The organism is Rhodobacteraceae bacterium LMO-JJ12, assembly GCA_021555075.1.
Taxonomy (GTDB): domain Bacteria; phylum Pseudomonadota; class Alphaproteobacteria; order Rhodobacterales; family Rhodobacteraceae; genus JAKGBX01.
Window position 1 is genome coordinate 2142592 of record JAKGBX010000001.1, and the last position, 24946, is coordinate 2167537.

General features: G+C 58.9%; 24 protein-coding genes and 1 tRNA gene. 11 read left to right on the plus strand and 14 right to left on the minus strand.

The annotated features are described in order from the left end of the window. Positions 1 to 91: 91 nt before the first annotated feature. Entirely contained in the window at positions 92 to 550 is a 459-nt protein-coding gene (gene bamE, locus LZG00_10250; protein ID MCF3594382.1) for an outer membrane protein assembly factor BamE, read from the minus strand. Between the two features lie 83 nt (positions 551 to 633). Here bamE and LZG00_10255 point away from each other — a divergent pair, with 83 nt between their 5' ends. From LZG00_10255 to LZG00_10290, 8 genes are all read left to right on the plus strand, one after another. Next, on the plus strand, positions 634 to 1185 hold the full coding sequence (locus tag LZG00_10255) for a DUF177 domain-containing protein (GenBank protein MCF3594383.1): 552 nt from the start codon (positions 634 to 636) through the stop codon (positions 1183 to 1185). A gap of 189 nt (positions 1186 to 1374) precedes the next feature. Beyond that, positions 1375 to 1581 carry a 50S ribosomal protein L32 gene (gene rpmF / locus LZG00_10260; GenBank protein MCF3594384.1) on the plus strand — a complete coding sequence of 69 codons (207 nt, stop codon included), beginning with the start codon at positions 1375 to 1377 and terminating at the stop codon, positions 1579 to 1581. 28 nt (positions 1582 to 1609) lie between these two features. After that, positions 1610 to 2722 (plus strand): phosphate acyltransferase PlsX, encoded by a 1113-nt coding sequence (gene plsX / locus LZG00_10265; protein MCF3594385.1) that lies wholly within the window; start codon positions 1610 to 1612, stop codon positions 2720 to 2722. Continuing rightward, positions 2719 to 3693, plus strand: a complete 975-nt coding sequence (locus LZG00_10270) for a ketoacyl-ACP synthase III (protein MCF3594386.1) — start codon at positions 2719 to 2721, stop codon at positions 3691 to 3693. The genes plsX and LZG00_10270 overlap by 4 nt, the downstream gene beginning before the upstream one ends. Before the next feature lie 123 nt (positions 3694 to 3816). Then, positions 3817 to 4119 carry an integration host factor subunit alpha gene (gene ihfA / locus LZG00_10275; protein ID MCF3594387.1) on the plus strand — a complete coding sequence of 101 codons (303 nt, stop codon included), beginning with the start codon at positions 3817 to 3819 and terminating at the stop codon, positions 4117 to 4119. A gap of 17 nt (positions 4120 to 4136) precedes the next feature. Next, positions 4137 to 5273, plus strand: coding sequence for a MerR family transcriptional regulator (locus tag LZG00_10280; GenBank protein ID MCF3594388.1), 1137 nt, complete (start codon positions 4137 to 4139; stop codon positions 5271 to 5273). 65 nt (positions 5274 to 5338) lie between these two features. Then, a tRNA-Pro gene (locus LZG00_10285) sits at positions 5339 to 5415 on the plus strand. A gap of 121 nt (positions 5416 to 5536) precedes the next feature. Beyond that, on the plus strand, positions 5537 to 6613 hold the full coding sequence (locus LZG00_10290) for a 2'-deoxycytidine 5'-triphosphate deaminase (protein ID MCF3594389.1): 1077 nt from the start codon (positions 5537 to 5539) through the stop codon (positions 6611 to 6613). A gap of 6 nt (positions 6614 to 6619) precedes the next feature. Here the strand turns inward: LZG00_10290 and LZG00_10295 are convergent, their stop codons facing one another. The 7 genes from LZG00_10295 to argS all read right to left on the minus strand — a co-directional run bounded on the left by LZG00_10295 (position 6620) and on the right by argS (position 12769). After that, a complete protein-coding gene (locus tag LZG00_10295; protein ID MCF3594390.1) occupies positions 6620 to 7060 on the minus strand; it encodes a hypothetical protein in 441 nt (146 codons plus the stop codon). A gap of 138 nt (positions 7061 to 7198) precedes the next feature. After that, on the minus strand, positions 7199 to 7414 hold the full coding sequence (locus LZG00_10300; GenBank protein MCF3594391.1) for a hypothetical protein: 216 nt from the start codon (positions 7412 to 7414) through the stop codon (positions 7199 to 7201). 88 nt (positions 7415 to 7502) lie between these two features. After that, a complete protein-coding gene (scpB, locus tag LZG00_10305) occupies positions 7503 to 8159 on the minus strand; it encodes an SMC-Scp complex subunit ScpB (GenBank protein ID MCF3594392.1) in 657 nt (218 codons plus the stop codon). Between the two features lie 4 nt (positions 8160 to 8163). Then, positions 8164 to 8949, minus strand: coding sequence for a segregation/condensation protein A (locus tag LZG00_10310; protein MCF3594393.1), 786 nt, complete (start codon positions 8947 to 8949; stop codon positions 8164 to 8166). Next, on the minus strand, positions 8942 to 9949 hold the full coding sequence (gene nagZ / locus LZG00_10315) for a beta-N-acetylhexosaminidase (GenBank protein ID MCF3594394.1): 1008 nt from the start codon (positions 9947 to 9949) through the stop codon (positions 8942 to 8944). The genes LZG00_10310 and nagZ overlap by 8 nt, the downstream gene beginning before the upstream one ends. After that, on the minus strand, positions 9946 to 10947 hold the full coding sequence (locus LZG00_10320; GenBank protein MCF3594395.1) for an SPOR domain-containing protein: 1002 nt from the start codon (positions 10945 to 10947) through the stop codon (positions 9946 to 9948). Before LZG00_10320 ends, nagZ begins: the two co-directional genes overlap by 4 nt. A 76-nt stretch (positions 10948 to 11023) precedes the next feature. Continuing rightward, entirely contained in the window at positions 11024 to 12769 is a 1746-nt protein-coding gene (argS, locus tag LZG00_10325; protein ID MCF3594396.1) for an arginine--tRNA ligase, read from the minus strand. A 166-nt stretch (positions 12770 to 12935) separates the two neighbouring features. Here argS and typA point away from each other — a divergent pair, with 166 nt between their 5' ends. After that, complete coding sequence (gene typA, locus LZG00_10330; protein MCF3594397.1) at positions 12936 to 14753, plus strand: translational GTPase TypA; 1818 nt, start codon at positions 12936 to 12938, stop codon at positions 14751 to 14753. A gap of 43 nt (positions 14754 to 14796) precedes the next feature. On the opposite strand, the gene LZG00_10335 is transcribed toward typA, so the two are convergent. From LZG00_10335 to LZG00_10350, 4 genes are all read right to left on the minus strand, one after another. After that, a complete protein-coding gene (locus tag LZG00_10335) occupies positions 14797 to 15084 on the minus strand; it encodes a DUF1330 domain-containing protein (protein MCF3594398.1) in 288 nt (95 codons plus the stop codon). A gap of 1 nt (position 15085) precedes the next feature. Next, the gene (gene alaS, locus LZG00_10340) at positions 15086 to 17761 is read right to left on the minus strand and encodes an alanine--tRNA ligase (GenBank protein ID MCF3594399.1); all 2676 of its coding nucleotides are present in this window, start codon (positions 17759 to 17761) and stop codon (positions 15086 to 15088) included. Between the two features lie 188 nt (positions 17762 to 17949). Further along, on the minus strand, positions 17950 to 18756 hold the full coding sequence (gene dmdD, locus LZG00_10345) for a methylthioacryloyl-CoA hydratase (GenBank protein ID MCF3594400.1): 807 nt from the start codon (positions 18754 to 18756) through the stop codon (positions 17950 to 17952). Between the two features lie 122 nt (positions 18757 to 18878). Continuing rightward, positions 18879 to 20648, minus strand: a complete 1770-nt coding sequence (locus LZG00_10350) for an acyl-CoA dehydrogenase (GenBank protein MCF3594401.1) — start codon at positions 20646 to 20648, stop codon at positions 18879 to 18881. Between the two features lie 122 nt (positions 20649 to 20770). Between LZG00_10350 and LZG00_10355 the strand changes: the two genes are divergently transcribed. Continuing rightward, positions 20771 to 21784, plus strand: a complete 1014-nt coding sequence (locus LZG00_10355; GenBank protein MCF3594402.1) for an AraC family transcriptional regulator — start codon at positions 20771 to 20773, stop codon at positions 21782 to 21784. A gap of 179 nt (positions 21785 to 21963) precedes the next feature. Continuing rightward, positions 21964 to 22863 carry an exonuclease gene (locus tag LZG00_10360; protein ID MCF3594403.1) on the plus strand — a complete coding sequence of 300 codons (900 nt, stop codon included), beginning with the start codon at positions 21964 to 21966 and terminating at the stop codon, positions 22861 to 22863. Between the two features lie 27 nt (positions 22864 to 22890). Here LZG00_10360 and doeA read toward each other — a convergent pair whose 3' ends face one another. Next, a complete protein-coding gene (gene doeA / locus LZG00_10365; protein ID MCF3594404.1) occupies positions 22891 to 24075 on the minus strand; it encodes an ectoine hydrolase DoeA in 1185 nt (394 codons plus the stop codon). Between the two features lie 57 nt (positions 24076 to 24132). Next, positions 24133 to 24930 carry an ectoine utilization protein EutA gene (locus tag LZG00_10370; GenBank protein MCF3594405.1) on the minus strand — a complete coding sequence of 266 codons (798 nt, stop codon included), beginning with the start codon at positions 24928 to 24930 and terminating at the stop codon, positions 24133 to 24135. Positions 24931 to 24946: the final 16 nt, after the last annotated feature.

Sequence of the window (24946 nt, forward strand, 5' to 3'; positions counted from 1 at the left end):
TCCTGCGTTGTCTGCCTCACGCTAGGCTTCCCCGCCGTGGCGCGCAAGAACTGACACAGCAGGTGCACAACGACCGATCACAAACCGCAGATCAATTGTTGTTCAGCAGCGCAGCGGGATTGAAATTCCCGATGTTACCCAGAAGCTGGCGCAGGAATCCCTTGTCCTGAACACTCGAACTGGTGACCCGTCGAGTCAGCGGCACGACCCTGCCATCTGCAAGACCGAACCGTTCGATATTCTGCACCACGTCGCGGCTATCAAAGCTGATCGCAAGCACCTGGCGTTCCATCACCTGGGGCCGCATCATGCCAAAATGCTTCACTCGGCTACGCACGTAATAATAATCGCCACCTTGCAGCAATCCGCCTGCCGAGGGGGCCCCGATAACTTCGTCTACTGTTGTACGCGAATCCACTCCGACCACGATCTCAGACAGTTCGTCTTCGCTTGGCACATAACCATGGTTGCGATAGATGGACGCGCAGGACGTAATCAACGCCACCGCCAGGATCGCCACCGAAACACGTATCCCGGATTTTCTGCTCATGCCGTTGCCCTCTTGTCTTGGCGATTAGCGCCTTTTATCCCGCTTACAACAGCTTCACCCCCTTCTTCAAGAATTGAAAGCCTATGCCCGAACCAAAGCCCACCCGCCAATTACGCGTTTCTGACTTGCCCGAGCGTAGTCAAACCGCTTTCGAGATCGTCCCCGACGCGCAAGAGTTGAACACAATTGCAGAAGAGCTCGACCTCGGCGGCCTGCGAAAGCTGCGCTTTTGCGGACATATCATGGCCGAAGGGGCGCGCGACTGGCGACTTGAGGGCGATCTGGGCGCCACGGTCACTCAACCCTGCGCCGTCACGCTTGTTCCTGTCACCACGCGGATCGACGACAAGGTGGTTCGCCGTTTTCTGAGCCAACTGCCGGAAGACAACCTCGAGGACGAAGAGATCGAGATGCCCGAGGATGAAACCATAGAACGTCTTGGCCGTGTGATCGATCTTGACGCCGTGATGATCGAGGCGTTGTCGCTGGCGCTACCGCTTTACCCGCGCGCACCCGATGCCGCGCTAGAAAACGCCCGGTTCGCAGAGCCTGGGGAAACCCCGCTCAGCGATGACGACATGCGGCCTTTCGCGGGGCTGAAGGCTCTGCGCGACAAACTTGAAAAAGACGATTGAAAAGCTGTGAAAAAGGCGCAAGAAACCGCTTGCACATTGAGCAGTTCAGACTATGTTCCCAGCTTCTTGAGAAATTAGGGTTGGACAGGTAGGCTCGGACCGAATATGAGCCACCAACACCCGTGAACGGGGCGGCAACGCCCAGAGGAAACAGGGCCAAGGCCCTAGCAATTAACTGAGGTTGGCGACATGGCTGTCCAACAGAACAAAGTTTCGAAATCGCGCCGCAATAACCGCCGCGCACATGATGCACTGGTTGCGGCAAACCCCAACGAATGCTCAAACTGCGGCGAGCTACGTCGCCCGCATCACGTCTGCCCCTCTTGTGGGCACTACGATGACCGTGAAATCGTCGCTATGACAGACGAGATTGATCTGGACGAAGACGCGGCCTAAGTCCGCGCCCCTGGGGGCAGCCCGTCGAATGACGCTATTGCAAGACAGCACTGGCAGTGAGACGGGCGAAAGCACCGGGCGTATCCTGATATCGGTTGACGCTATGGGCGGCGACAAGGGGCCGGCGACTGTTGTCGCCGGCATTTCGCGTTCGGCCAAGGACGACCCACGGCTTTCGTTCATCCTGCACGGTCCGCGCGACGCACTTGAGCCACTTGTGGCCCGCAAGAAGAATCTCGCCATGCGCTGCGAGATTCGCGATGCGGCAGATGTGGTCAAGATGGGTGACAAGCCCTCCCAGGTTCTGCGCAATTCGAAAAACTCGTCCATGTGGTCGGCACTCGAATGTGTTCGCTCTGGCGAGGCGCGTGTCTGCGTCTCTTGCGGCAACACCGGGGCCTTGATGATGCTGTCGGTCGTGCGATTGCGCAAGTTGCCTGGCGTCTACCGCCCGGCCATTGCGGTCTTGTGGCCCTCGCGCAACCCACAGGGTTTCAACATGATGCTCGATGCCGGCGCCGATGTGAAAGCCGATGAGCGCGATCTCTTGCAATACGCCTTGATGGGCGCCTCCTATGCCCGCAACGGGCTGGGACTTGAGCGCCCGCGCATCGGCCTCTTGAATGTCGGCACTGAAGAATTCAAAGGCCGTGCGGAAATGCAGGCGGCCAATTCTCTGATTGCCGAAAACGCCGCCAACGGCAAGTTCGACTATGTCGGTTTTGTCGAGGGGTCCGACCTGCCCGGCAGCAAATGTGATGTTATCGTAACAGACGGGTTCACCGGCAATGTTGCGCTCAAGACCGGCGAAGGTGTCGCTTCGCTGTTCGGCGATTTCTTGCGCGAAGCGTTTCGCTACACTCCGCTCTCGCGTTTGGCATCGGTTCTGGCCTATACCTCGATACAACGCCTGAAAAAGCGGATAGATCCGCGGCGTGTAAACGGTGGCGTGTTTTTGGGCCTCAATGGCACGGTTGTAAAATCACATGGCTCGGCAGACGCCACAGGCGTGGCAGCTGCCGTCAAGCTAGCGTCGCAACTGGCTGAGAGCAATTTTTCGGTCAAGCTTGCCGCACGGATCGCAGCCGCAACCATGCTGGCCCGAACCGGTGACGATGAAAGAGAAAGCGAAACCAAATGACGATACGCGCGGTGGTTCAAGGGGTCGGGCACTATCTGCCTGAAGAGATCGTGCCGAACAGTCATTTTGAAAAGACGCTCGATACCAGCGACGAGTGGATCAAGACCCGTTCGGGTATTGAAAGACGCCATTTTGCCGCCGAAGGCGAAACCACTTCTGACATGGCCATCAAAGCAGCGCGCGCCGCGTTGAAATCGGCGGGCATGCAGGCCGACGACATCGACACCGTGATCGTCGCCACCTCGACGCCTGACCTGACCTTTCCCGCTGTCGCCACCATGGTTCAGGCAGGCCTTGGCATGACACGCGGCTTCGGTTTCGACGTTCAGGCCGTCTGCGCCGGGTTTGTCTTTGCCCTGACCAATGCAAATGCGTTGATTGTCTCTGGCCAGGTCAAGTCAGTGCTGGTGATCGGCGCCGAGACCTTCTCGCGCATCATGGACTGGAGCGACCGCTCGACATGCGTGCTCTTTGGTGATGGTGCTGGCGCCCTTGTGCTTCGCGCCGCGGAAGGTGTCGGCACCAGCGATGACCGTGGCATTTTGTCCTCCGATCTCAACTCCGACGGCCGCCTGCGTGACATGCTTTATGTCGATGGTGGGGTCTCCTCCACCGGAAGTTCGGGCAAGCTCAGAATGCAAGGCAATCCACTATTCCGTCAGGCGGTGGAGAAACTCACCTCGACCGCACACGCCGCGCTTGCCAAGGTCGGGCTTGATGACAACGCGGTTGATTGGATCGTGCCGCATCAGGCCAATATCCGCATCATTCAGGGCACTGCACGCAAGATGGGCGTCCCGATGGACCGTGTGATCGTCACCGTGCAGGACCATGGAAACACCTCTGCCGCATCGATCCCTCTTGCGCTGTCAGTGGGGGTCGAGCGTGGCCAGATCAAGCGCGGCGATCTCCTGCTTACCGAGGCAATTGGCGGCGGCCTTGCCTGGGGTGCAGTGGTGCTGCGCTGGTAACCCTCGGTTTCGGGCCTGAAAACAAGCAAATATCGCCCTAAACGCCGCCTTCCAAGCCATTGATATTGACTCGGAAATTCCGATGCCCCTAAGGTTGCTCCAAAAGAAGGGGGACGATGAAGAATGAATGACAATACATTGACGCGCATGGACCTGAGCGAAGCTGTCTTTCGCGAAGTCGGTCTGTCACGCAACGATTCCGCACAGCTTGTTGAGAGCGTACTCAAGCATATGTCCGACGCTCTCGTAGAGGGTGAACAGGTCAAAATATCGTCCTTCGGCACCTTTTCGGTTCGTGAAAAAGCGGCCCGCGTAGGCCGAAATCCGAAAACAGGTGAGGAAGTTCCAATCAAACCCCGCCGGGTTCTCACCTTCCGCCCCTCGCATCTTATGAGAGAGCGTGTGGCTGTCGGGAACAAACGTTAAGGAGGCATAGCAGCACAATGGCCAAGTCTGCCGAAGCTTTTCGAACAATCTCCGAAGTGGCTGATTGGCTTGGTTCTCCGGCCCATGTGTTGCGGTTTTGGGAAAGCAAGTTTTCCCAAGTGAAACCGGTAAAGCGCGCCGGAGGGCGGCGTTATTACCGCCCTGCGGATATGTTGCTTCTGGGCGGTATCAAGAAGCTGTTGCACGATGATGGAATGACCATCAAAGGTGTTCAGAAAATCCTTCGTGAACAGGGCGTTAAACACGTATCCGACTTATCGGCGCCGCTGGAGGACAACACTTCGGACTCGGCAACGATCGAGGGTCGCGCCAACGAAGTTGCCGCCTCTCAATACGATACACCTGACAGCGCGCAAGTGCTGCAATTCCAGCGAGAAGAGACAGCTCGCGACACCCCCTTGCCTGAACACGCTCCGGAAACGTCAACCACACAGGCAGATGCTCATCTCGACTCACCGGAATCGACAAGCGCGCCAGAAACCACGCCTGAAACGCCAATTGCCGAAGACGTGGCTGAAAATACCACCACACTGACGGGTGATGATGGTACCGATGATGCCCAAGAGCCGCTCATAGCGGAGTCAGAGAATACTCAGCCTCCTCCCGACGCGTCTCTTACAGACCCAAGCGAGGACGTATCGGCGGCAGACACCACCGTGTTGGAAGATTTTGCCGCACCCGACATCGCTGAGACCGGCGAAACAGAAGACGCAGCAGCCGAATCGGAAGACCAACCCAACGATGAACCAACCACCAGTGACCCGAGCACCGTCGCTGGCTCTGAAGAAGACCGGCTCACCGACATTCCTGCTTTTCTCTACCGCTCCACCCGCAATTCTCCTCAGGAAACACCTGTGGAAACAACAGCAACAGGCGGCACAGATGCAACAACCGACGCAGACGCTCACGCCGAGATAGAAGCCGAATCTGCGCCGACGCCGCCACGGCCCGCCATCATACAGCTGCCGCCAGATCCGGCAGACGATGCCATTGATGCCCCTCCGGGCCTGCTCAAAGCGCTCGCTGCCCGGCGCGGATACCCGCTCCAAGGGGCGGCGCGCGCCGCCGCCATCATTCAACGCGACAAACTGAGCGCGCTTTTGTCCAGACAGCACGACCCGCGCCGCGATTAACCTGCCTCTTGGGTCAAATTCCCCCTTGCCCCTCCGACCAGATTCGCTATGAAAGCCCGAGTTGTCGGGCTATAGCGCAGGCTGGTAGCGCGTCCGTCTGGGGGACGGGAGGTCGCAGGTTCGAATCCTGCTAGCCCGACCAACTTCTTCCACCCCATGCACGCTCCGTGAAATCGCACAGTTTCGCGTTTCCTTCTCCGCATCGGGGCGCTATCACCTTGGCAGGTTTCTGAAAAGCCATCGAGAATATGGGGCGCTGAGAGATGACAGGGGTTCTGGCAAGTCAGCAGATCGAAGCAATGATCGCCAGCGGCGCGCTGCGCGGCTCCCCCCCTATTCTGCCCGAACAAGTCCAGCCAGCCAGTCTCGATCTGCGCCTCGGCAATCGTGCCTGGCGGGTGCGGGCCTCGTTTCTCACCGGACGCGGGCGCACTGTGGCTGAACGGCTCGGCGAATTTGAGATGCACCAGATTGATCTCTCCGGCGGGGCGGTGCTGGAAAAAGGCTGCGTCTATGTCGTGCCGCTGATGGAAAGCCTTGAACTACCACAAGGCATTCAAGCCGTCGCCAATGCCAAAAGCTCAACAGGTCGGCTTGACCTCTTGACCCGCACAATCACCGATGGCGGCGAAGAATTTGACCGTATCGCACCCGGTTATGTTGGCCCGCTCTATGCCGAAATCTGCCCGCGCAGCTTTTCGGTGCTGGTGCGCCCCGGCATGCGCCTCAACCAGATTCGCTTTCGCGAGGGCCATGCGGTGCTTGACGATGCCGAGTTGAACGCGCTGCACGAGACATGCACACTGGTCGACAGCCCGCCGCTGATCGACGAAGGCCTCGGCTTTTCCGTCGATCTCAAGCCCAAGTCGGGCACGCTGGTCGGCTATCGCGCCAAGCCGCACACCGGGGTGATAGATCTTGACCGTATCGGCTTTTACGATCCAGCCGAATATTGGGAAGACCTGCATAGCGCTAGCGGTCAGATCATCCTTGATCCCGGCGCGTTCTATATCCTCGTCAGCCGCGAAGCCGTACACATCCCACCGGCTTACGCCGCCGAGATGGCGCCATACCTCGCGATGGTGGGTGAATTCCGGGTGCATTATGCCGGTTTCTTCGATCCCGGTTTTGGTCATGACGAAGCGGGCGGCGCCGGGTCGCGCGGCGTGCTTGAGGTGCGCTGCCATGAAGCCCCCTTCGTGCTCGAACATGGACAAGTGGTCGGGCGACTGGTCTACGAACGCATGTCAGAAATCCCGACACAGCTATACGGCGCCGGGATCGCTTCAAATTACCAAGGCCAGGGGCTCAAGCTTTCCAAGCATTTCCGCGCGCGCTGACATCGCCTAGCCGGTTTGCTGACACTGGGTCTCGACGTTGACTATGCCACCATCATTGGTCGGTCCGCTAAATTGGTTATACATTCTGCCTTGCCCAATGGGCCGCACGAACCATGTGATGATCGGATGCGTCTGCGGTTGCATCCGGAATTTGTAAAGCGGAGTGCTGTTGTTGTTGTCAGGCGGCAACAAGGTCCAGTCGCCATAGCCCTTCACCTTCTGAAGGTTGTTGGCGAGCAGCGGGTAAATCACCACGCCTTGCGCCTGCAACTGGCCATTCGGTGCCACCTGCATGTTGACCTCAAACCCGTAATTGTGGGTCGGGCTGTTGGATTGAGCGTTCACGGTGCAATACCACGACCCCGCCGGATTGTATTGTTGTGCAATAGCCGGTGCAGTGTTCACCGCAGCGAAAACCGCAACAATCACAGGGATAAAAAGCTTCATGAAATTGTTCTCCGATGCACGAAAAGAGCGTAAATATCGCTCTATCATCGGTCAGATCCGCCTCTTTGGGCAAGCGGAATTCAAAACACCCCGATTCGGGTCCATATAGTTTCTTGAAGTGAGGCTTTCAAAAAGGAGTCAGAGCCGCCCAATCCGGCGCGCCATCTTCATGCCCTGCTTGGCTCGCTTCACCGATTGTTTGCCCATCTTCGCCGACTGGCGCTCTTTTCCAGTCATCTCAGCCTGCGGCTTGCCACCTCCGGCAACCCGGTTGATTCCCGCATTCATACCCTTGCTCACGGCCTTGCGGACAAACATACGCACGATCATATTGATGATCTGATTTGCGTTCATGACGCTTCTTCCTTTATTTCTGCCTCGCGGCTGAGTTTAGTGGCAAAATACGCCGAGATTGAGGCGCAACGCGATACCCCTGCCCGGCTCAATCCTCAAACAGTTCGCTTTGCCCCTCGGTGGCCTCATCTTCATCCTCAGATTCAGTCAGTTGCGGAGCCAGCGATGGTGGCGGGCGGTTTTCCAACAACCCGGCCGAGCGCAACTCTTTCAACCCCGGCAGATCACGTGCATTTTCCAGGCCAAAATGGTCAAGGAAAACTTGTGTTACCACGAATGTGACCGGCCTTCCCGGCGTCATCTTGCGGCGGCCAAAGCGAATCCACTCCATCTCCAAGAGCTGATCCACCGTGCCGCGCGACACGCTGACGCCGCGGATCTCTTCGATCTCGGCACGAGTGACCGGCTGATGATAGGCGATGATCGCCAGCGTCTCGATTGCCGCGCGTGACAGCTTGCGGGTCTCCACCGTTTCTTTCTGCATCAGAAACCCAAGGTCCGGCGCGGTTCTGATCGCCCAGGCGTCGCCCACCTTCACAACCCGCACGCCACGTCCTTCATAACGCTTGCGAAGATGCACCAGGGCTTCGGCTGCGTCCGAACCATGTGGCATCCGATCATTGAGCTCTTTCGCGGTAACCGGCTCGGCGCTGGCAAAAAGAACGGCTTCGCACATGCGTTCCTGCTCAGCAATCGGCGGCGCCTCGAACAGGCTTTTCCCTTTATCTTCCGTTTCTTGCGTCACCATCCTAATCCTTTTTACGCAACTGGATCGGGGCAAATGTCTCGGCTTGGCGGATCTCAACCTTGCCTTCCTTTGCCAATTCCAGCGAGGCAGCAAAGGTCGAAGCCGTGGCCGAACGGCGTTTGGCCGGGTCGCTCTCCCAACCATCCGGCAAATAGCTCGTCAGGTCTGTCCATGATCCGGCAAATCCGATCAACCCACGCATCCGTTCAAGCGCCTGTTCCATCGTGAACACCGCATCCCGGTCCATGACAAACGGGCGAAAATCATCGCGTGTCCGGATACGCGCATACGCCTGCATCAAATCAAGCAGGTTGGCGGTATAGATCACGCGCCGGGTCCGCATGACATCTTCTGGAATACCCCTGGCAAAGAAATCGCGCCCCAAACGGTCACGCCCCATCAGCCTTGCTGCCACATCGCGCATCGCCTGCAAACGTTCCAACTGAAACGCCAGATGCGCCGCCAGCTCCTCTCCCGATGGCCCCTCTTCGCCGGGGTCCGGAGGCAACAACAGGCGCGATTTCAGGAATGCCAGCCACGCCGCCATGACCAGATAGTCGGCGGCCAATTCAATCCGCAGCACCTTGGCCTTTTCCACAAATGCCAGATATTGCCGTGCCAACTCCAGAACCGAGATTTTTCGCAAATCCACTTTCTGGGTCCGCGACAGCGTCAAGAGCACATCGAGCGGGCCTTCGAACCCATCGACATCAATGATCAGCGCTTCGGCCGCCATCCGGTCGGCGACCGATATCGCATCTTCCTGAAATTCGATTTCCTCAGCCATGCCCGGCGCCTTTCAAAAGCGCCTCAAGTTCGGCTTCCAGCGCCGCGATGTCAATGTCATCAGGGATTTTGCGCGCGTCCAGTGCGCGCTCGGCCCGGAGTTGCGCCGATGTGGTCATGTTTCCCGCCGCCTCGGCAACCTGTTGGCGTTCTTGCAGCGTGCCATTGCAATGCAGAACCACATCACATCCCGCCGCAATCGCCTGTCGCGATAACGCACCAAGATCACCTTGCAGGGCTTTCATCGAGATATCGTCGGTCATGATCAGCCCGTCAAAGCCCAGATCGCTCCGAATATGCTGCATCATGGTTTGCGACAACGTGGCCGGAAGATCATCAAGTGCTTCGTAGACCACATGCGCGGTCATCCCCAACGGGAAGTCGTTCAATGCATAGAAGGGAAAGAAATCAACGTCTTGAAGTTCGCTCTTCGTGCTGGTCACCCGTGGCAACTCATGATGGCTATCGCTGCGTGCGCGACCATGGCCGGGGATATGCTTGACCACCGGCAGCACGCCACCATCAAGATGCCCCTGCGCCACCGCCCGACCGATCCGGGCAACCGCTTGCGGATCCGTCCCATAGCATCGGTTGCGCAGGAAGGGATGCGTCTCGGGCCGCGCCACATCAACCAGCGGCGCGCAATTGCTGTCGATCCCTGCGGCGCGCAACTCATCGGCAATCAAACGATAGCGCAGATACATTGCCCGCTCGGCCCGTTCGCCCGCCGCCTCCACATGTTCAAGCGGTGCAAGCCACTCACGCCAGATCGGCGCACGCAACCGCTGCACGCGCCCACCTTCCTGATCAATCGTGATCGGTGCATCGCGGCCAACCGCATCGCGCATCTCGCTGGTCAGACGTCGCAGTTGCTGCGGGTTTTCCACGTTGCGGGCGAAGAGGATAAAGCCGAACGGATCGGCATCGCGAAAAAAGGCGCGCTCATCGACGCCCAGACTCAGACCGTCTGCATCAAGAATGGTTGCGCCCCATTGGCTCACTTGGTTGTCACCGGGATACAATCGGCTTTTTCTGCCACAAGCGCCGAACAGAAACGACGCGCATCACTCAGATCGGCAAAGCCCATCGCGCGCAGCCGGTAAAAAATCCGCCCCCCGCTTTTGGCTTTCTGAATTACGCGTTGTTTTCCTTCGAGATAATCAGAAAACTTGGCGTTCAGCTTCTCCCATTCGTCACGCGCTGTTGCGGCACTGTCATAGGCGCCCAACTGGGCGAGCCGCGTACCCGCCGGAACCGAGTCCGGGTCGACTTCAACAACTGCGCCAGCGGCCTCTGTCCCCAGAACGGGGGCTGCTGTTGCCGTCGCCTGCAACCCACTGGGGCGCAATACCGGGCGCAACGATTGTTTGATTCCGCCCTTCACCGCTACTCTTTTGGGCTTGGCCTCTTCCACGACCGGGTCGCTTGGCGCAGACGGTACTTTCATAGCCGCAGTTTGAACTGTCTCCGTTGCAATCTCAGGGGATTGTTCAACTTCGGCCAACGGTGCAGACCCCGTGGAAAGCTTGTCAGCCAAGGCACGGATCGAGGCCATTTGCGGCGCCTCAGGTGCCACAGAATCCGTTGAGCGGGGAAGCAGCGGTTTCGGCGCAACCGCCACCGTAACTTCGCCCGTGGGCAGATCCTCATCAGCCAGCGAAACAGGCGCCGGCGCAAGTATCAGACGGTCGGCGGGCCGCTCTGCTGCACCCACGGCCGCAACACCATTGACCGACAGGCCCTGATGCAAGGCGGGGCTGCCGCCTGGCTCATCGGGTTGCACGCGCATCGGCTGGCCGCTGGCCGCGCGCACCACGGGCACGCCCGAAACATCCCGCGCGAGCGTCTTGTAGCTCCACACCCCAATCCCGACGATCAGAGCCAGCGATATCGCCGCACCTGCCCAATTGGTCATGGTTCCAAGGGTTTGAACTGCGCTCACACGCCCGCTCCGTGCATCCTGCTCGGGCGCCGAGTCACCATAGGGGACATCCGCCATTTTCGCCTCGCTTTCCCCAAGCGATACATGGCCGCCGGGGATTGTTACTGCTTTCTCCCCGGCGCAAGCAGTTTTCTTACCGCATTTCTTCAGCCGGAGTTACACCCAGAATACCAAGACCAGCAGAAATAACAACGGCCACGGCCCGCGAAAGGGCGATTTTCGCCTGTGAAGTTGTCACATCGCCTTCCTGCAGGAAGCGAAGGCTCGGGTCGTCATGGCCCCGATTCCAGAGCGAATGGAAATCGCTGGCCAATTCATACAGATAAAAGGCAACCCGATGCGGCTCGTTCGCCCGTCCTGCCGTCTCCACCAAGCGCGGCCATTCGGCGATCTTGCGGGCCAGCCCAAGCTCGGCCTCGTGGTGCAGTTTCGTCAGATCCGCCGCCGCGGTCGTTGCCTCATCGACTGCGATACCGGCGTCTTGCGCCCGCCTCAACACCGAACACACCCGTGCATGGGCGTATTGAACATAGAAAACCGGGTTGTCCTTGGATTGCTCCGTCACGCGCGCGAAATCGAAATCCAGCGTCGCGTCGTTCTTGCGCGTGAGCATGTGAAACCGCGTGACGTCCGCGCCCACCTGATCGACCACATCGCGCAGCGTGATGAAAGTGCCGGCCCGTTTTGACATTTTGAACGGCTCACCATCCTTCCACAGCTTCACCAGCTGGGTAAGCTTGATGTCGAGCGATACCTTGCCATCCGAAAGCGCCGAAACTGCCGCCTTCATCCGCTTGACATAGCCGCCATGATCGGCGCCAAACACATCAATAAGGGCATCGAACCCCCTGGAAACCTTGTCATAATGATAGGCAATGTCAGGTGCAAAATAGGTCCATGAGCCATCGGATTTCTTAACCGGCCGGTCTACATCATCGCCGTGCTCGGTGCTTTTGAACAATGTCTGAACGCGCGGCTCCCAATCCTCGGGCGCCTTGCCCTTGGGCGGCTCCAGAACACCTTCATAGATCAGACCCTTTTCATCCAGCTCCTTGAGCGCCGCCTCGATCCGGCCTGTGCCGTAGAGCGATTTCTCGGAATAGAAGACATCCATCTTCACACCAAGCTGCGCCAGATCGCTGCGGATCAGGTCCATCATCGCTTCGGTGGCAAATTCGCGAACTTCCTCAAGCCAGACATCTTCGCCCTTGTCGATATAGGCGTCCCCCACCTTGGCCTTGAGAGCCTCGCCCACAGCGATCAGATAATCGCCGGGATAGGTGCCGTCTTCAAATGCCACAGCCTGCCCATGCGCTTCCAGATAGCGTAGATAGACCGAGCGCGCGAGAACATCGACCTGCGCACCGCCGTCATTGATGTAGTATTCGCGCGTGACATCATACCCCACGAAATCCAGCAACGAGGCCAGCGCATCACCAAACACTGCACCGCGCGTATGGCCGACATGCAATGGCCCGGTCGGATTGGCCGAAACATACTCAACGTTCACACGATGGCCCGCCCCCAGCGATGAGCGGCCGAAATTCGCGCCCTCACTCAATGCGGCCCCAACCACACCCTGCCAAACTTCGGGCGCGAGCCTCAGGTTGAGAAACCCAGGCCCGGCCACATCGGCACTCGTAACCCGCACATCCTCCAAAAGCCGTTCGGCCAACGCCTCGGCAATGTCGCGTGGCTTCATGCGTGCCGGTTTGGCCAAAACCATCGCCGCGTTGGTCGCCATGTCTCCGTGTGCGGCATCTCGCGGCGGTTCCACCGTGACGTTGGCAAAATCCAGCCCCTCGGGCAGCGCACCTGCGCTCTGCATTTCGGCAAGGGCGCCGGTCACGAGATTACGCATTTCGGAAAACAGGTTCATTTCGGGCATCCTTGAGGAGGTTTCGCTCGGGATTTATCACAATAGCCGCCTATCGCAACCCAAGCCCCCCTTTTCGCGTCTTTCGTCCTTAATATCTGGCCTTTTCTCTGGCCTTTTGACTAATCGCAATGTAGTCGCAGCTTCTAATCTTCAGGAAAGAACGTATATGGACCTGCGCAATATTGCGATCATCGCTCACGTGGACCACGGAAAAACCACACTGGTGGATGAGCTTTTGAAACAATCCGGTGCCTTCCGCGCGGGACAAGCCGTGGCCGAACGGGCGATGGACAGCAACGATCTCGAACGCGAGCGCGGCATCACCATCTTCGCCAAACCCACATCTGTCGAGTGGAAAGGCACGCGGATCAACATCGTCGACACCCCCGGTCACGCCGATTTCGGTGGCGAAGTCGAGCGGATCCTGTCGATGGTCGATGGCGTCGTGCTTCTGGTGGATGCTGCCGAAGGGCCGATGCCACAGACCAAGTTCGTGACATCCAAGGCGCTCGCCCTCGGCCTGCGCCCGATTGTTGTGCTCAACAAGGTCGACAAATCCGATGCCGAACCGGACCGCGCGCTAGATGAATGCTTCGATCTTTTCGCCAATCTCGGCGCCGATGATGATCAACTTGATTTCCCCCACATGTATGCAAGCGGCAGGAACGGTTGGGCCGATGCCGAACTGAACGGCCCGCGCAAGGATCTGCACGCGCTCTATAATCTGATCGTCAATCACGTGCCCGCGCCGCGCCAACAAGCGCATGCCCATGAAGATTTCAGAATGCTGGCCACCACGTTGGGCGCCGATCCATTCGTTGGCCGAATCCTCACAGGCCGGGTCGAGGCAGGACGCCTCAAGGTTGGCCAGACGGTGCAGGCCTTGTCGCGCATCGGCCAGAAAATCGAACAATTCCGCGTCAGCAAGATTCAGGCATTCCGCGGCCTTACCATGGCCGATATCGATGAAGCTGTGGCAGGCGATATCGTTTCCATCGCCGGCATGTCCAAGGCCACCGTGGCCGATACGATCTGCGCGCTTGCTGTCGAAACGCCGATTGATGCGCAACCGATCGACCCGCCCACCATCTCCGTCACCTTCGGGATCAACGACAGCCCGCTGGCCGGGCGCGACGGCAAGAAGGTACAATCCCGCGTGATCCGCGAACGTTTGATGAAAGAGGCCGAATCAAATGTCGCCATTAAAATAGCCGACTCACCCGGCGGCGAAGCCTTTGAGGTTGCCGGGCGTGGCGAATTGCAAATGGGTGTTCTGATCGAGAACATGCGCCGCGAAGGATTCGAGCTCAGCATCTCGCGCCCACAAGTCTTGATGCGTGAAGAAAACGGTCAGCGGCTTGAGCCCATCGAGGAAGTCACCATTGATGTCGATGATGAGTATTCCGGAGCCGTGATCGAAAAGATCACCGGCACGCGCAAGGGTGAACTGACCGAAATGAAAGCGGCCGGTGCCGGCAAGACCCGCATCATCGCGCTTGTTCCGTCGCGTGGCTTGATCGGCTATCATGGTGAATTCCTGACCGATACACGCGGCACCGGGGTTCTGAACCGCGTGTTTCATGGCTGGGCCCCTTACAAGGGTAGCATTCCTGGTCGTCGCTCGGGTGTTCTGATCTCGATGGAAAATGGCGAGGCCGTGGCCTATGCGCTCTGGAACCTGGAAGATCGTGGCAAGATGTTCATTTCGCCACAAGAGAAGATCTATACCGGCATGATCATCGGCGAACACAGCCGCGAAAACGATCTCGAAGTGAACCCGCTCAAGGGCAAGAAGCTCACCAACGTGCGGGCTTCGGGTACCGATGAAGCGGTGCGGCTGACCACGCCGATCACCCTCACGCTGGAACAGGCGATCTCTTACATCAACGATGATGAGCTGGTCGAAGTGACGCCCAATGCGATCCGGTTGCGCAAGCGCCACCTTGACCCGCATGAGCGCAAGCGCGCGTCAAAACAATACTGACATGACCTTGTAGGGTGCGCATTCTTGCGCACCCTCTCTCTAGTTACTCAGTCGTTTCGACGACCATCAATTCGCGCTCGGATGCACCGCGCGCATGGCTCAAGGCTTCCTGATATTCTGGCGAATTGTAGCATTCAACGGCTGCTTCAACGCTTGGAAACTTTGCCACCACGTTGCGTGCGCGCTCTTTCCCCTCAAGCTGAACGAATTTCCCACCTCGGGCAATGAACGCCCCGCCATGTTTGGCAATCGCAGGGCCAGCCAGCTCGGCGTATTTGCCGTAAGCGTCGGCATCCGTCACTGTCACGTGCGCGATCCACAAAGCACCCATCTTATCCTCCTATCACGGCTTGCGCCGCCTTGATTGCTGCATCCGCATTGGACGCATCCTTGCCGCCGCCCTGAGCCATGTCGGCCCGTCCGCCGCCGCCCTTGCCGCCAAGTTCGCCCACCGCCGCGCGCACCAGATCGACGGCAGAGAGCTTGCCTGTCAAATCGTCGGTCACGCCCGCCGCCACAGCCGCCTTGCCGCCGGCATCCGCAATCAGCAGGACCGCACCAGAACCAATACGCGACTTGTGCTCATCAATCAGCGCCGGAAGGTCTTTGCCCGAAACACCCGAAAGCACCTGCGCCAGAAAGGGCACGCCGTTCACGTCTTGCGCCTCAACGCCACCGCCCTGCCCCGTGCCGCCCGACATGGCCAACTCGCGGCGCAGCTGCGCTACCTCGTTCTGAAGTGCCTTGCGTTCATCCAGAAGGGCTTTCACCCGTTCCGACAACTCTCCTGTCGGCGCTTTCAGCGCCCCTGCCAGATCGGCCACCAAACCGGCCTGCCGCTCAAGATATTCAAACGCCGCCGCCCCGGTCAACGCCTCAATCCGGCGAACCCCGGCACTCGATGCACTGTCCCCCAAAATAACGCAGAGCCCGATATCACCGGTCTGTTTCACATGGGTGCCGCCGCAAAGTTCGAGCGAATAGGTCTCGCCATTCGCCCCTTTGCCGGTACTCGCCTGCCCCATCGACACCACGCGCACCTCGTCTCCGTATTTCTCGCCAAAGAGCGCCTGCGCCCCAATTGCGCGCGCGTCGTCCGGTGTCATGATCCGCGTGCTCACCGGGCTGTTTTGCCGGATGAAGGCGTTCACTTCTTCCCCCACCACGCGCAACTCTTCAGGGGTGAGCCCCTTGGCGTGGCTGAAATCGAACCGCAGCCGATCCTCGGCATTGAGCGAGCCGCGCTGTGCCACATGCTCGCCCAGATGAACGCGCAACGCCTCGTGCAGAAGATGCGTCGCCGAATGGTTGGCGCGCACCTTCGAGCGACGTTTGTGATCCACCTCAAGCGACACGGTATCGCCAACCGAAAGCGTGCCCTGTTCGGGTGTCAGCTTATGCGCGATCACCTTGCCATCGGCAAACTTCTGCACATCGGTGACATGGCTCACATCATCCATATCGTCGAGTCGGCGAACATAGCCATGATCGGCCACCTGCCCACCGCTTTCGCCGTAAAACGGAGTCTGGTTCAAAACCGCCCAGCCTTCTTCGCCCTTGGCCAACTGCTCAACCGGCGCACCATCCTTGACCAAAGCGAGAATCTGCCCTTCGGCTACTTCGGTGTCATAGCCAAGGAAATCAGTCGCCCCATGCGCATCGGCCACATCAAACCAATAGGTCGCATCCGCCGCCTCGCCCGAACCGGACCATGCGGCACGCGCCTTGGCCTTCTGTTCGGCCATCGCCGCATCAAAGCCCTCGGTATCAACCGCACGGTCTTTCTCGCGCAGCGCATCCTGCGTCAGATCAAGCGGGAAACCATAAGTATCATAAAGCTTGAACGCTGCTTCCCCGGGAAGTGCTGCACCCTCCGGCAACCCAGCCAACTCCTCATCAAGCAACTTCAGCCCGCGATCCAGCGTCGTCTTGAAGCGGGTTTCCTCCAGCTCAAGCGTCTCCTCGATCAGCGCCTGCGCGCGTCCCAACTCAGGGTATGCCGCACCCATCTGGCCAATCAATGCGGGCACCAGCTTGTGCATCACCGGGTCTTTCGACCCCAGAAGATGTGCGTGCCGCATCGCCCGGCGCATGATCCGGCGCAAAACATATCCGCGCCCGTCATTGCTGGGCATTACCCCATCCGCAATCAGAAAGCTGGTCGAACGCAGATGATCCGCAATCACCCGATGGTGCGTCTTTCCCGGCCCGTCGGGATCGGTCGATGTCTTGTCCGCCGATGCCTCGATCAATGCGCGCATCAGGTCGGTGGCATAGTTGTCATTGGTCCCCTGAAGCAGCGCCGCAACCCGTTCGATCCCCATACCGGTATCGATCGATTGCATATCCAGCGCCTTCATCGAGCCGTCCTCAAACTGCTCGTTCTGCATGAAGACAAGGTTCCAGATTTCGACAAACCGGTCGCCATCCTCCTCAGGTGACCCCGGAGGACCGCCCCAGATATGATCGCCGTGATCAAAGAAGATTTCGGTGCAAGGCCCACAAGGCCCGGTCGGCCCCATCATCCAGAAATTATCGTTGGTCGGAATGCGAATGATCCGCTCATCCGGCAGGCCAGCAACCTTCTTCCAGATATCAGCCGCCTCATCATCGGTATGATAGACCGTGACCAAAAGCTTCTCGGCCGGAATATCCAATTCCTTGGTGATCAACTCCCATGCAAACGGAATTGCATCGGCCTTGAAATAATCGCCAAAGCTGAAATTTCCCAGCATTTCAAAGAAAGTATGATGCCGCGCGGTATACCCAACATTGTCGAGGTCATTGTGCTTGCCGCCCGCGCGCACACATTTCTGTGCAGATGTCGCACGTTTATAGTCGCGCGTCTCAACCCCGGTGAACAGGTTCTTGAACTGCACCATGCCCGAGTTGACGAACATCAGGGTCGGATCATTGCGCGGCACCAGCGGCGAACTTGCCACCACCTCATGATCGTTTTTCGCGAAATAGTTAAGGAAGGTCGACCGGATGTCGTTCAGACTGGGCATGTCTCAGGGCCTCTCGCGGCATGGAAATACAGGTTGAGAAGCGGTTTATCCCCAAGCCTTCCGGCTGTCCATGGGGGCAGGCTCCGAGCGCGGCAATCTTGCTCGCACAAGCCCCATTGCGCACACCCTTCGACACCGTTTGGATTGGGCAGCCTTTCCGAAATGGTCAGACTGCCCAAACCTTGGGTTCAGCTATTGCGCCGAACCCGCGCGGCGCTCTTGTCGGCAAAGGCAGCCAGCCGGGCGCGCGCATCGGGCTGGGTATTCACCACACCCGCGACAACCGCCTCGGCATAGGCCGCATCCATCGCCGACATGTTCTGCATATGGCTTACTGCTGAACAGATCGCGAAGTTCGAAAGCGGCAGGTTTTCTGCCGTCTTGCGCGCCAGTTCCAGCGCCGCATCAAAGCTCGACCCCTCAACGATATATTGTGCAAGTCCAAGGTCCACGGCCTCTTGCCCCTGATAGACCCGCCCCGTCAGGATCATGTCAATCATACGGGATTTACCCACCAGGTCGCTGACCCGGATCGTTGCGCCCCCGCCGGTAAACAACCCGCGCTGCCCCTCTGGCAACGCGAAATAGGCGGTTTGATCCATCACCCGGATATGGGCCGAGCTTGCCAGCTCCAAACCACCGCCCACAACCGCGCCTTGCAGCGCTGCGATAATGGGAACGCCACCATATTCCATCTTGTTGAACGCTTCATGCCAACGCAGACAGACATGCATGAAATCAGCAGGGCTGCGGTCTGCGTCGTGATGCTCGATAAGGTCCAATCCGGCGCAGAAGTGATCCCCCGCTCCGGCCAGAACCACCGCTCTGACCCCGGCGCGTGGCGCGGCCGAGAAGAACTCGACCAGTTCCTCAATCGTGTCGATATCAAGCGCGTTGCGTTTCGTCGGCCGGTTCAGGGTAACAACCCAGACCCCGTCTTCATATGCTTCAAGCGCAAGGTTCTTGTAGCGCGAAATATCAATCTCGATGGTCATGGTCTCGTCCTTCAGGAAAAAATTTGCTCATGATCAGAGCATCTTGGTGAGTCTTGGCGAAACAGCGCCCTGCTTGTCGCAAATAGGCACGCTCCGGTGACGGGTTTGGTAGCGGCTTGTATTCACAACACCGCTGACAACAGGCTCTCGCCACCTTCCAGAATGCGCAGACGCTGGATCTCGGTCTCGGGCAGGATATGGTCGGCATAAAACCGCGCTGTGGCGATCTTTGCCGTCATGAACTCTGCATCGTTGCCACGCTCCATCGCAACTTCCGCCGCAAGAAGCGCGCGCGCCAATTGCCAACCCGACACAAGATTTCCCGCAAGCATCAGGTAAGGTACACCCGCCCCAAACGCCGCATTGGGTTCCGATTTTCCGATGCTGAGAAGGTGCTCAACGACTGCCAAAAAGGCCGCGCGCGCATCGCCAAGCCGTTTTCCAACAGCCTTTGCCGCGTCAGAGCCCTCTGCCAATGCAGTTTCCGTCTGCTCAATCAATTCCGCAAAGCGACGCGCCGCTGCCCCACCATCTCGCAATGTCTTGCGACCCACCAGATCGTTGGCCTGTATGGCCGTGGTTCCCTCATAGATCGGCAGGATCCTGGCATCGCGATAGTGCTGCGCGGCTCCGGTTTCCTCAATGAACCCCATTCCGCCATGAACCTGAACCCCAAGCGAGGCAACCTCGACGCCGTTCTCGGTTGAAAACCCCTTGACCAGAGGCGTCAGAAATTCCGACAGCTTCGCCGCCTCTGCCCGCTCTTGCGATGTCGGGGCATGGCGCGCGATATCCTGCCACCCGGCGGTATAGGCCGCCATCGCCCGCGCCCCCTCGGTCAGGGCGCGCATCCGCATCAACATGCGCCGCACGTCGGGATGGTGGATGATGGCAACCGCCTCGCGTGACGACCCATCGACGGGGGCACTCTGAACACGTTCTTTCGCCATCGAGAGAGCCTGCTGATAGGCGCGTTCGCCAACTGCAATCCCCTGAAGACCAACGGCGTAGCGCGCCGAATTCATCATCTCGAACATATAGCTCAGCCCGGAATTCTCCTCGCCAATCAAAATTCCGCTGGCCCCTTCAAATTCCAAAACTGCCGTCGGGCTGGCCTTGATCCCCAGCTTATGTTCGATGCTCTGACACCGCACCGTGTTGCGCTCGCCAAGCGTTCCGTCGTCTTTCACGAAAAACTTCGGAACAAGGAAAAGGCTGATCCCCTTCACCCCCGCCGGTGCATCCGGCGTGCGCGCCAACACCAGATGAACGATGTTCTCGCTCATGTCATGTTCGCCGTAGGTGATGAAAATCTTGGTGCCGGTGATACGATAGCTGCCATCCTCTTGCGGTTCGGCGCGGCTACGCACCAGGCTCAGGTCGCTCCCGGCTTGGGGTTCGGTCAGGTTCATTGTCCCGGTCCATTTGCCCGAAACCAGGTTTTCCAGATAGGTTGCCTTGATGTCATCCGACCCAGCCGTCAGAAGCGCTTCGATCGCACCATCCGTCAACAGCGGGCACAGCGCAAAGCTGAGATTGGCTGCGTTCAGCATCTCGGTGCTCGCGGCCCCGACACAACGCGGCAATCCCTGACCGCCATATTCGGCCGGATGTTGCAAACTCTGCCAGCCCATTTCGGCAAACAGCGCATAGGCCTCGGCGAAACCGTCGGGCAGAATCACGCGCCCGTTCTCAAACCGCGACCCGGCAATATCGCCCACCCGGTTCAGCGGCGCAATCTCTTCGGCACAAAACCGGCCCATTTCCTCAAGCACGGCAGATGCGTCATCCAGATCCAACGCTTCATACTGCGCCAGTGCAGCAATCTCGGGCCAACCCGAAATATGTTCGATGTTGAAGAGCATATCTTTAACGGGTGCTTCATAGGTCAATGATCAGACTCCCCAATAAGTTTCCTGTTACTGCCATTTAAACGCTCCCTTGGCGCCGGTCTATCTCTATAACAGACTCAGAACTTGCAGAAAGTGACAAAAGGTGCGGCCTGATGCCTGGTATGGATGGTGAACGAAGCTCACAAACTCTCCCCACCGTTTCCCGCGCCTTTCTGGAAGATTGGCTCTCTGCCCTGCGCAGGCATTGCACACAACAAGAGCTTGCGGAATTCCTTGATCAGACCGGATTGAACAACGCGGCACAGCCCCGTGCCCGCGTCACCCACGATCAGATCGTTCGCCTCTATCAACTGGTCGCTGTGGAAACAGGCGACGAAATGATGGGGCTTTGGAGCCGGCCAATCCGCACCGGCGCGCTCAAGCATCTTTGCACCTATGTGCGCGGCGCATCCTCGCTTTCTGCGGCGCTGTTTCGCTTCACATCTTTCTGGAACCTGCTGCTTGACGATTTCGAACTCGAATTGCAGACCGAGCAGAACGCGCTGCGCGTTGTGCTGATACCGCGCGGTCCCCATGACGCACAGCGATTTGGCCACATGCTGCTGCTCAAGCTGGCGCATGGCGTCGCGTCGTGGCTGACAGGGCGCGAACTCCCCCTGCGACAGGTCAGCTTTGTGTTCGAGCGCCCCGACTTCGCCGAAGACTACGCCATCCTTTTTCCCGCTCCCGTCCGTTTCGCCCAACCGAACTCGGCGATCGAGTTTTCCGGTCACCTCGGCGATTTGCCGGTATTGCGCAGCGAAGCGGAAATGCAGGAATTCCTACAACGCGCCCCGCGCGACTGGATCTTCACCACCTACCGCGATCACGCCTTGTCGCTTCGTGTCCACGAACTGCTTTTGCTTTCGGATCGTCTGGGCTGCCGTCTGGGTGACGCAGCGGCCGCGCTGAACCTCACACCGCGCACATTGATCAGACGGCTCGAAAGCGACGGAACATCGTTTCAGGCAATCAAGGATGGTCTGCGGCGCGACATCGCAATCCGCCATCTGTCGGTCGGATCAAAGAGTATCGAGGCCATCTCGCAGGATCTCGGGTTTGCTTCTGCCGCGAACTTTCACCGCGCTTTCAAACGGTGGACAAACGTCACCCCGGCGAGTTACCGCAAGCTTTAACACTGGATGCAACCTTGCCAAGACGAGAAACGCTGTTGGCATGGCTCGTCTTGTCTGGGTATTCTAAACGCGTCGGCACATGATATCCTGAAACCCGACATGCCCTGTGAAACATAGAGAGCCCGATCATCCGAAACCCTACACCAGCATTCCGCCCTGCCCTTCGCCACGCCAAAGAGGTGCCCGAAGGTGATTTTCGCTTCATCGCCCTCGATGTCGAAACCGCCTGTAGCGATAGCGCCAGCATCTGTCAGATCGGTATCGCCTGTGTTCAGCCTGACAACCGCATTCAAACCTTCTCAACGTTGGTCAATCCCGACACCCGGTTCAATGCGTTCAACATCCGACTGCATGGGATCGGCCCGGATCATGTGACAGACGCGCCATTCTTTCCCGATGCGTTCGCAATGCTCTTGCCGCTCTTGTCACGCCATCACATCATCCAGCACAGCAATTTCGACAAACAGGCAATCAACGCGGCCTGCGGCGCTTGTGGCATCGAGATTCCACCGCTGCGCTGGAGCGACAGCGTTGCAATCGCCAGACGCGCCTGGCCCGAGCTGAAGGGCAATGGCGGGCATGGCCTTGCCAACCTCAAGAAGACCCTGAATCTCGCGTTTCATCATCACGACGCTGGCGAAGATGCCCGCGCTGCGGCCTTGGTTGTCCTGCACGCCGAAACCCGTCTTGCGCTGCCGTTCAATGACCTGATCGTGCCGTCACGCAAACCCGCCAAAAAACGATTTCCCAAAGCCGTAACGCGCACTGCGGCCGCCGACGGCCCTCTGGCCGGGTGCATCGCGGTATTCACCGGCAACCTCAGCATCCCACGGGATCAGGCCGCAGACCTCGCCGCGGGTGTCGGAATGAACGTCAGAGCGGGTGTCACGAGCAAGACAACGCATCTTGTCGTCGGCGATCAGGATCTATCGGTTCTGGCTGGCCACAGCAAAAGCAGCAAGCACCGCAAGGCCGAAGACATGCGCGCGCAGGGTCATCCGATTCAGATCCTTGGAGAAACCGAGTTCCTCAATCTGCTGACGAGCGCTGAAGAGACCGCATCAAAGGCGGCGCGCTGACCTGCGTCCTTGGCCATCGCTCATGCCTCATGCTTTAACAAACAGTTCGCGAGGCGTGGTGCAGAAACACTCATACCCTGTCTCCGTGATCCGGATCGGTTCGGTAATCTCCAACCCACCGTCATCCAGCCAGAGCGCAGGCATGAAATGAAACGTCATATCCGGCTCCAGAACGGTCTGATCGCCGCGCCGGAACGAAATCGTGCGCTCACCCCAGTCGGGCGGATAGCTGATCCCGATGGCATAGCCACACCGGCTGTCCTTCTCGAACCCCGCCTTGTTCAGCGTGGAATTGAAGGCATTGGCGATATCCTCGGCCCGGTTGCCCGGTTTGGCCTGTTCCAGCCCCGCCTCGATGGCATCAAGCACCGCCGTCTCCGCGTCGCGGTATTTCTGCGGCACCTCCCCCAGAAACAGCGTGCGCGATTGCGGGCATTGATAGCGCCGATGCGCCCCCGCAATCTCAAAAAACGTCGCCTCGCCGGTTTCCATCGGTCGGTCGTCCCATGTCAGATGCGGCGCGGTCGCATCCAATCCTGAGGGCGCCATGGGAACGATGGCGGGATAATCCCCCCAAAACCCGTCTGCGCCGCGAATACCGGTGGCATAAATCTCGGCCACCAGATCATTCTTGCGCATCCCCGGTTCGGCCACTTCAAGAATTTGCTCGTGCATCACCTCCACGATCCGCGCCGCACGCTGCATATATTCGATCTCGCGTTCGGATTTGACCGCGCGCTGCCAATTGACCAACCCGGTCGCATCACTCAATCGCGCCTCGGGCAATTTGCGCACAAGGGTCGCATGGGCCGCAGCCGCGTAATAGTAGTTGTCCATCTCGACGCCGATCCGCGCCTTTTCCAATCCCAACTCCCCAAGCAATCCCGCCAGATCCTCCATCGGGTGCTTGTCGGGATTTTGCACATAGATGTCGTCATAGCCGCGGATACAGTCATCATCCTCCATGAACACGGTGCGCCGCGCGCCAAGCGCATCCATACCGCGCCCCCACCAAATGGGATCTCCTTCATGCCTGAGAATAACCGCCTGATAGGTATAGAATGACCAACCGTCATACCCCGAAAGCCACGATATATTGGAAGGATCAGACACCACGATCGCTTCCAACCCCTTGGCAGTCATCGCCTTGCGAGTTTTTTCGATCCGCCGCCCATATTCGCCGCTGGTGAAATTTGCCTGAAAAGTCGTCATTCCCTGCCCCTTGCCGTTATCCCGGTTCCACACCAAACAGAGGTTTGGCGCCGCCCCTCACACCTTTATCCCACCAGCAAACTCTGCCGGCATGTCGCACCCCAACAACCGCCCGAAACCAACCGGGCATCCCTTCAGCCCCGCCATCCGTCCAAGCGCCCAGCATAGTGCCTGATTGGACGTCACCACAGGTTTGCCCAGCCGGGCTTCTATCCGGTCAATCACATCCACACCACGCATCGCAGTGCACGACAAAAACAGCGCCTCGACCTCGGGACCATCCAAAGCACAGGCTGCCTCGATCATGCTCGTGTCATCAATACGCGCCATATCGCGATCATCCTCAAGTGCAAAACACGCACTTCGCACGACATCCAGCCCCTGCGCACAAAGATAGCGCGCCATCGGCTCGGTCGTTTCCTCAAGATATGGGGTCAACAACGCAACCCGCCGCGCACCAAGGGCGCCGAGCCCGGCCAGCGCGGCAAATGACGGCGTGATCACGCGAACCCCCGGCAGGCTGCTCTGAATAGCTTCGGCCACCGCCCTGTTGCCGATCGTGACCGAGGCAGAGGTGCAGGCAAACGCCACCACCGAAAGCTCGGCCCCCGGCACGAGCAACCCGGCAGTGCGCGCCAGATCCGGCGCCATCGCACAGAGTCTTTCGGGCGTCGTCGGATTTTCAAACCCGATCCGCGCCACATGCAAAACGGCGCGATCCGCGTCAATCAGTCGTGCCGCATCCCCTTCAAACACCAGATCGGTCGAGAGCAGAATCGCTCCCAACCGCACCGGTCCCTCATCGGCTGGGCGCAAACGGCTAGCAAAAATTTCGGTTTGCGCGGATGTCGTCACATCCACCTCTCGCCCG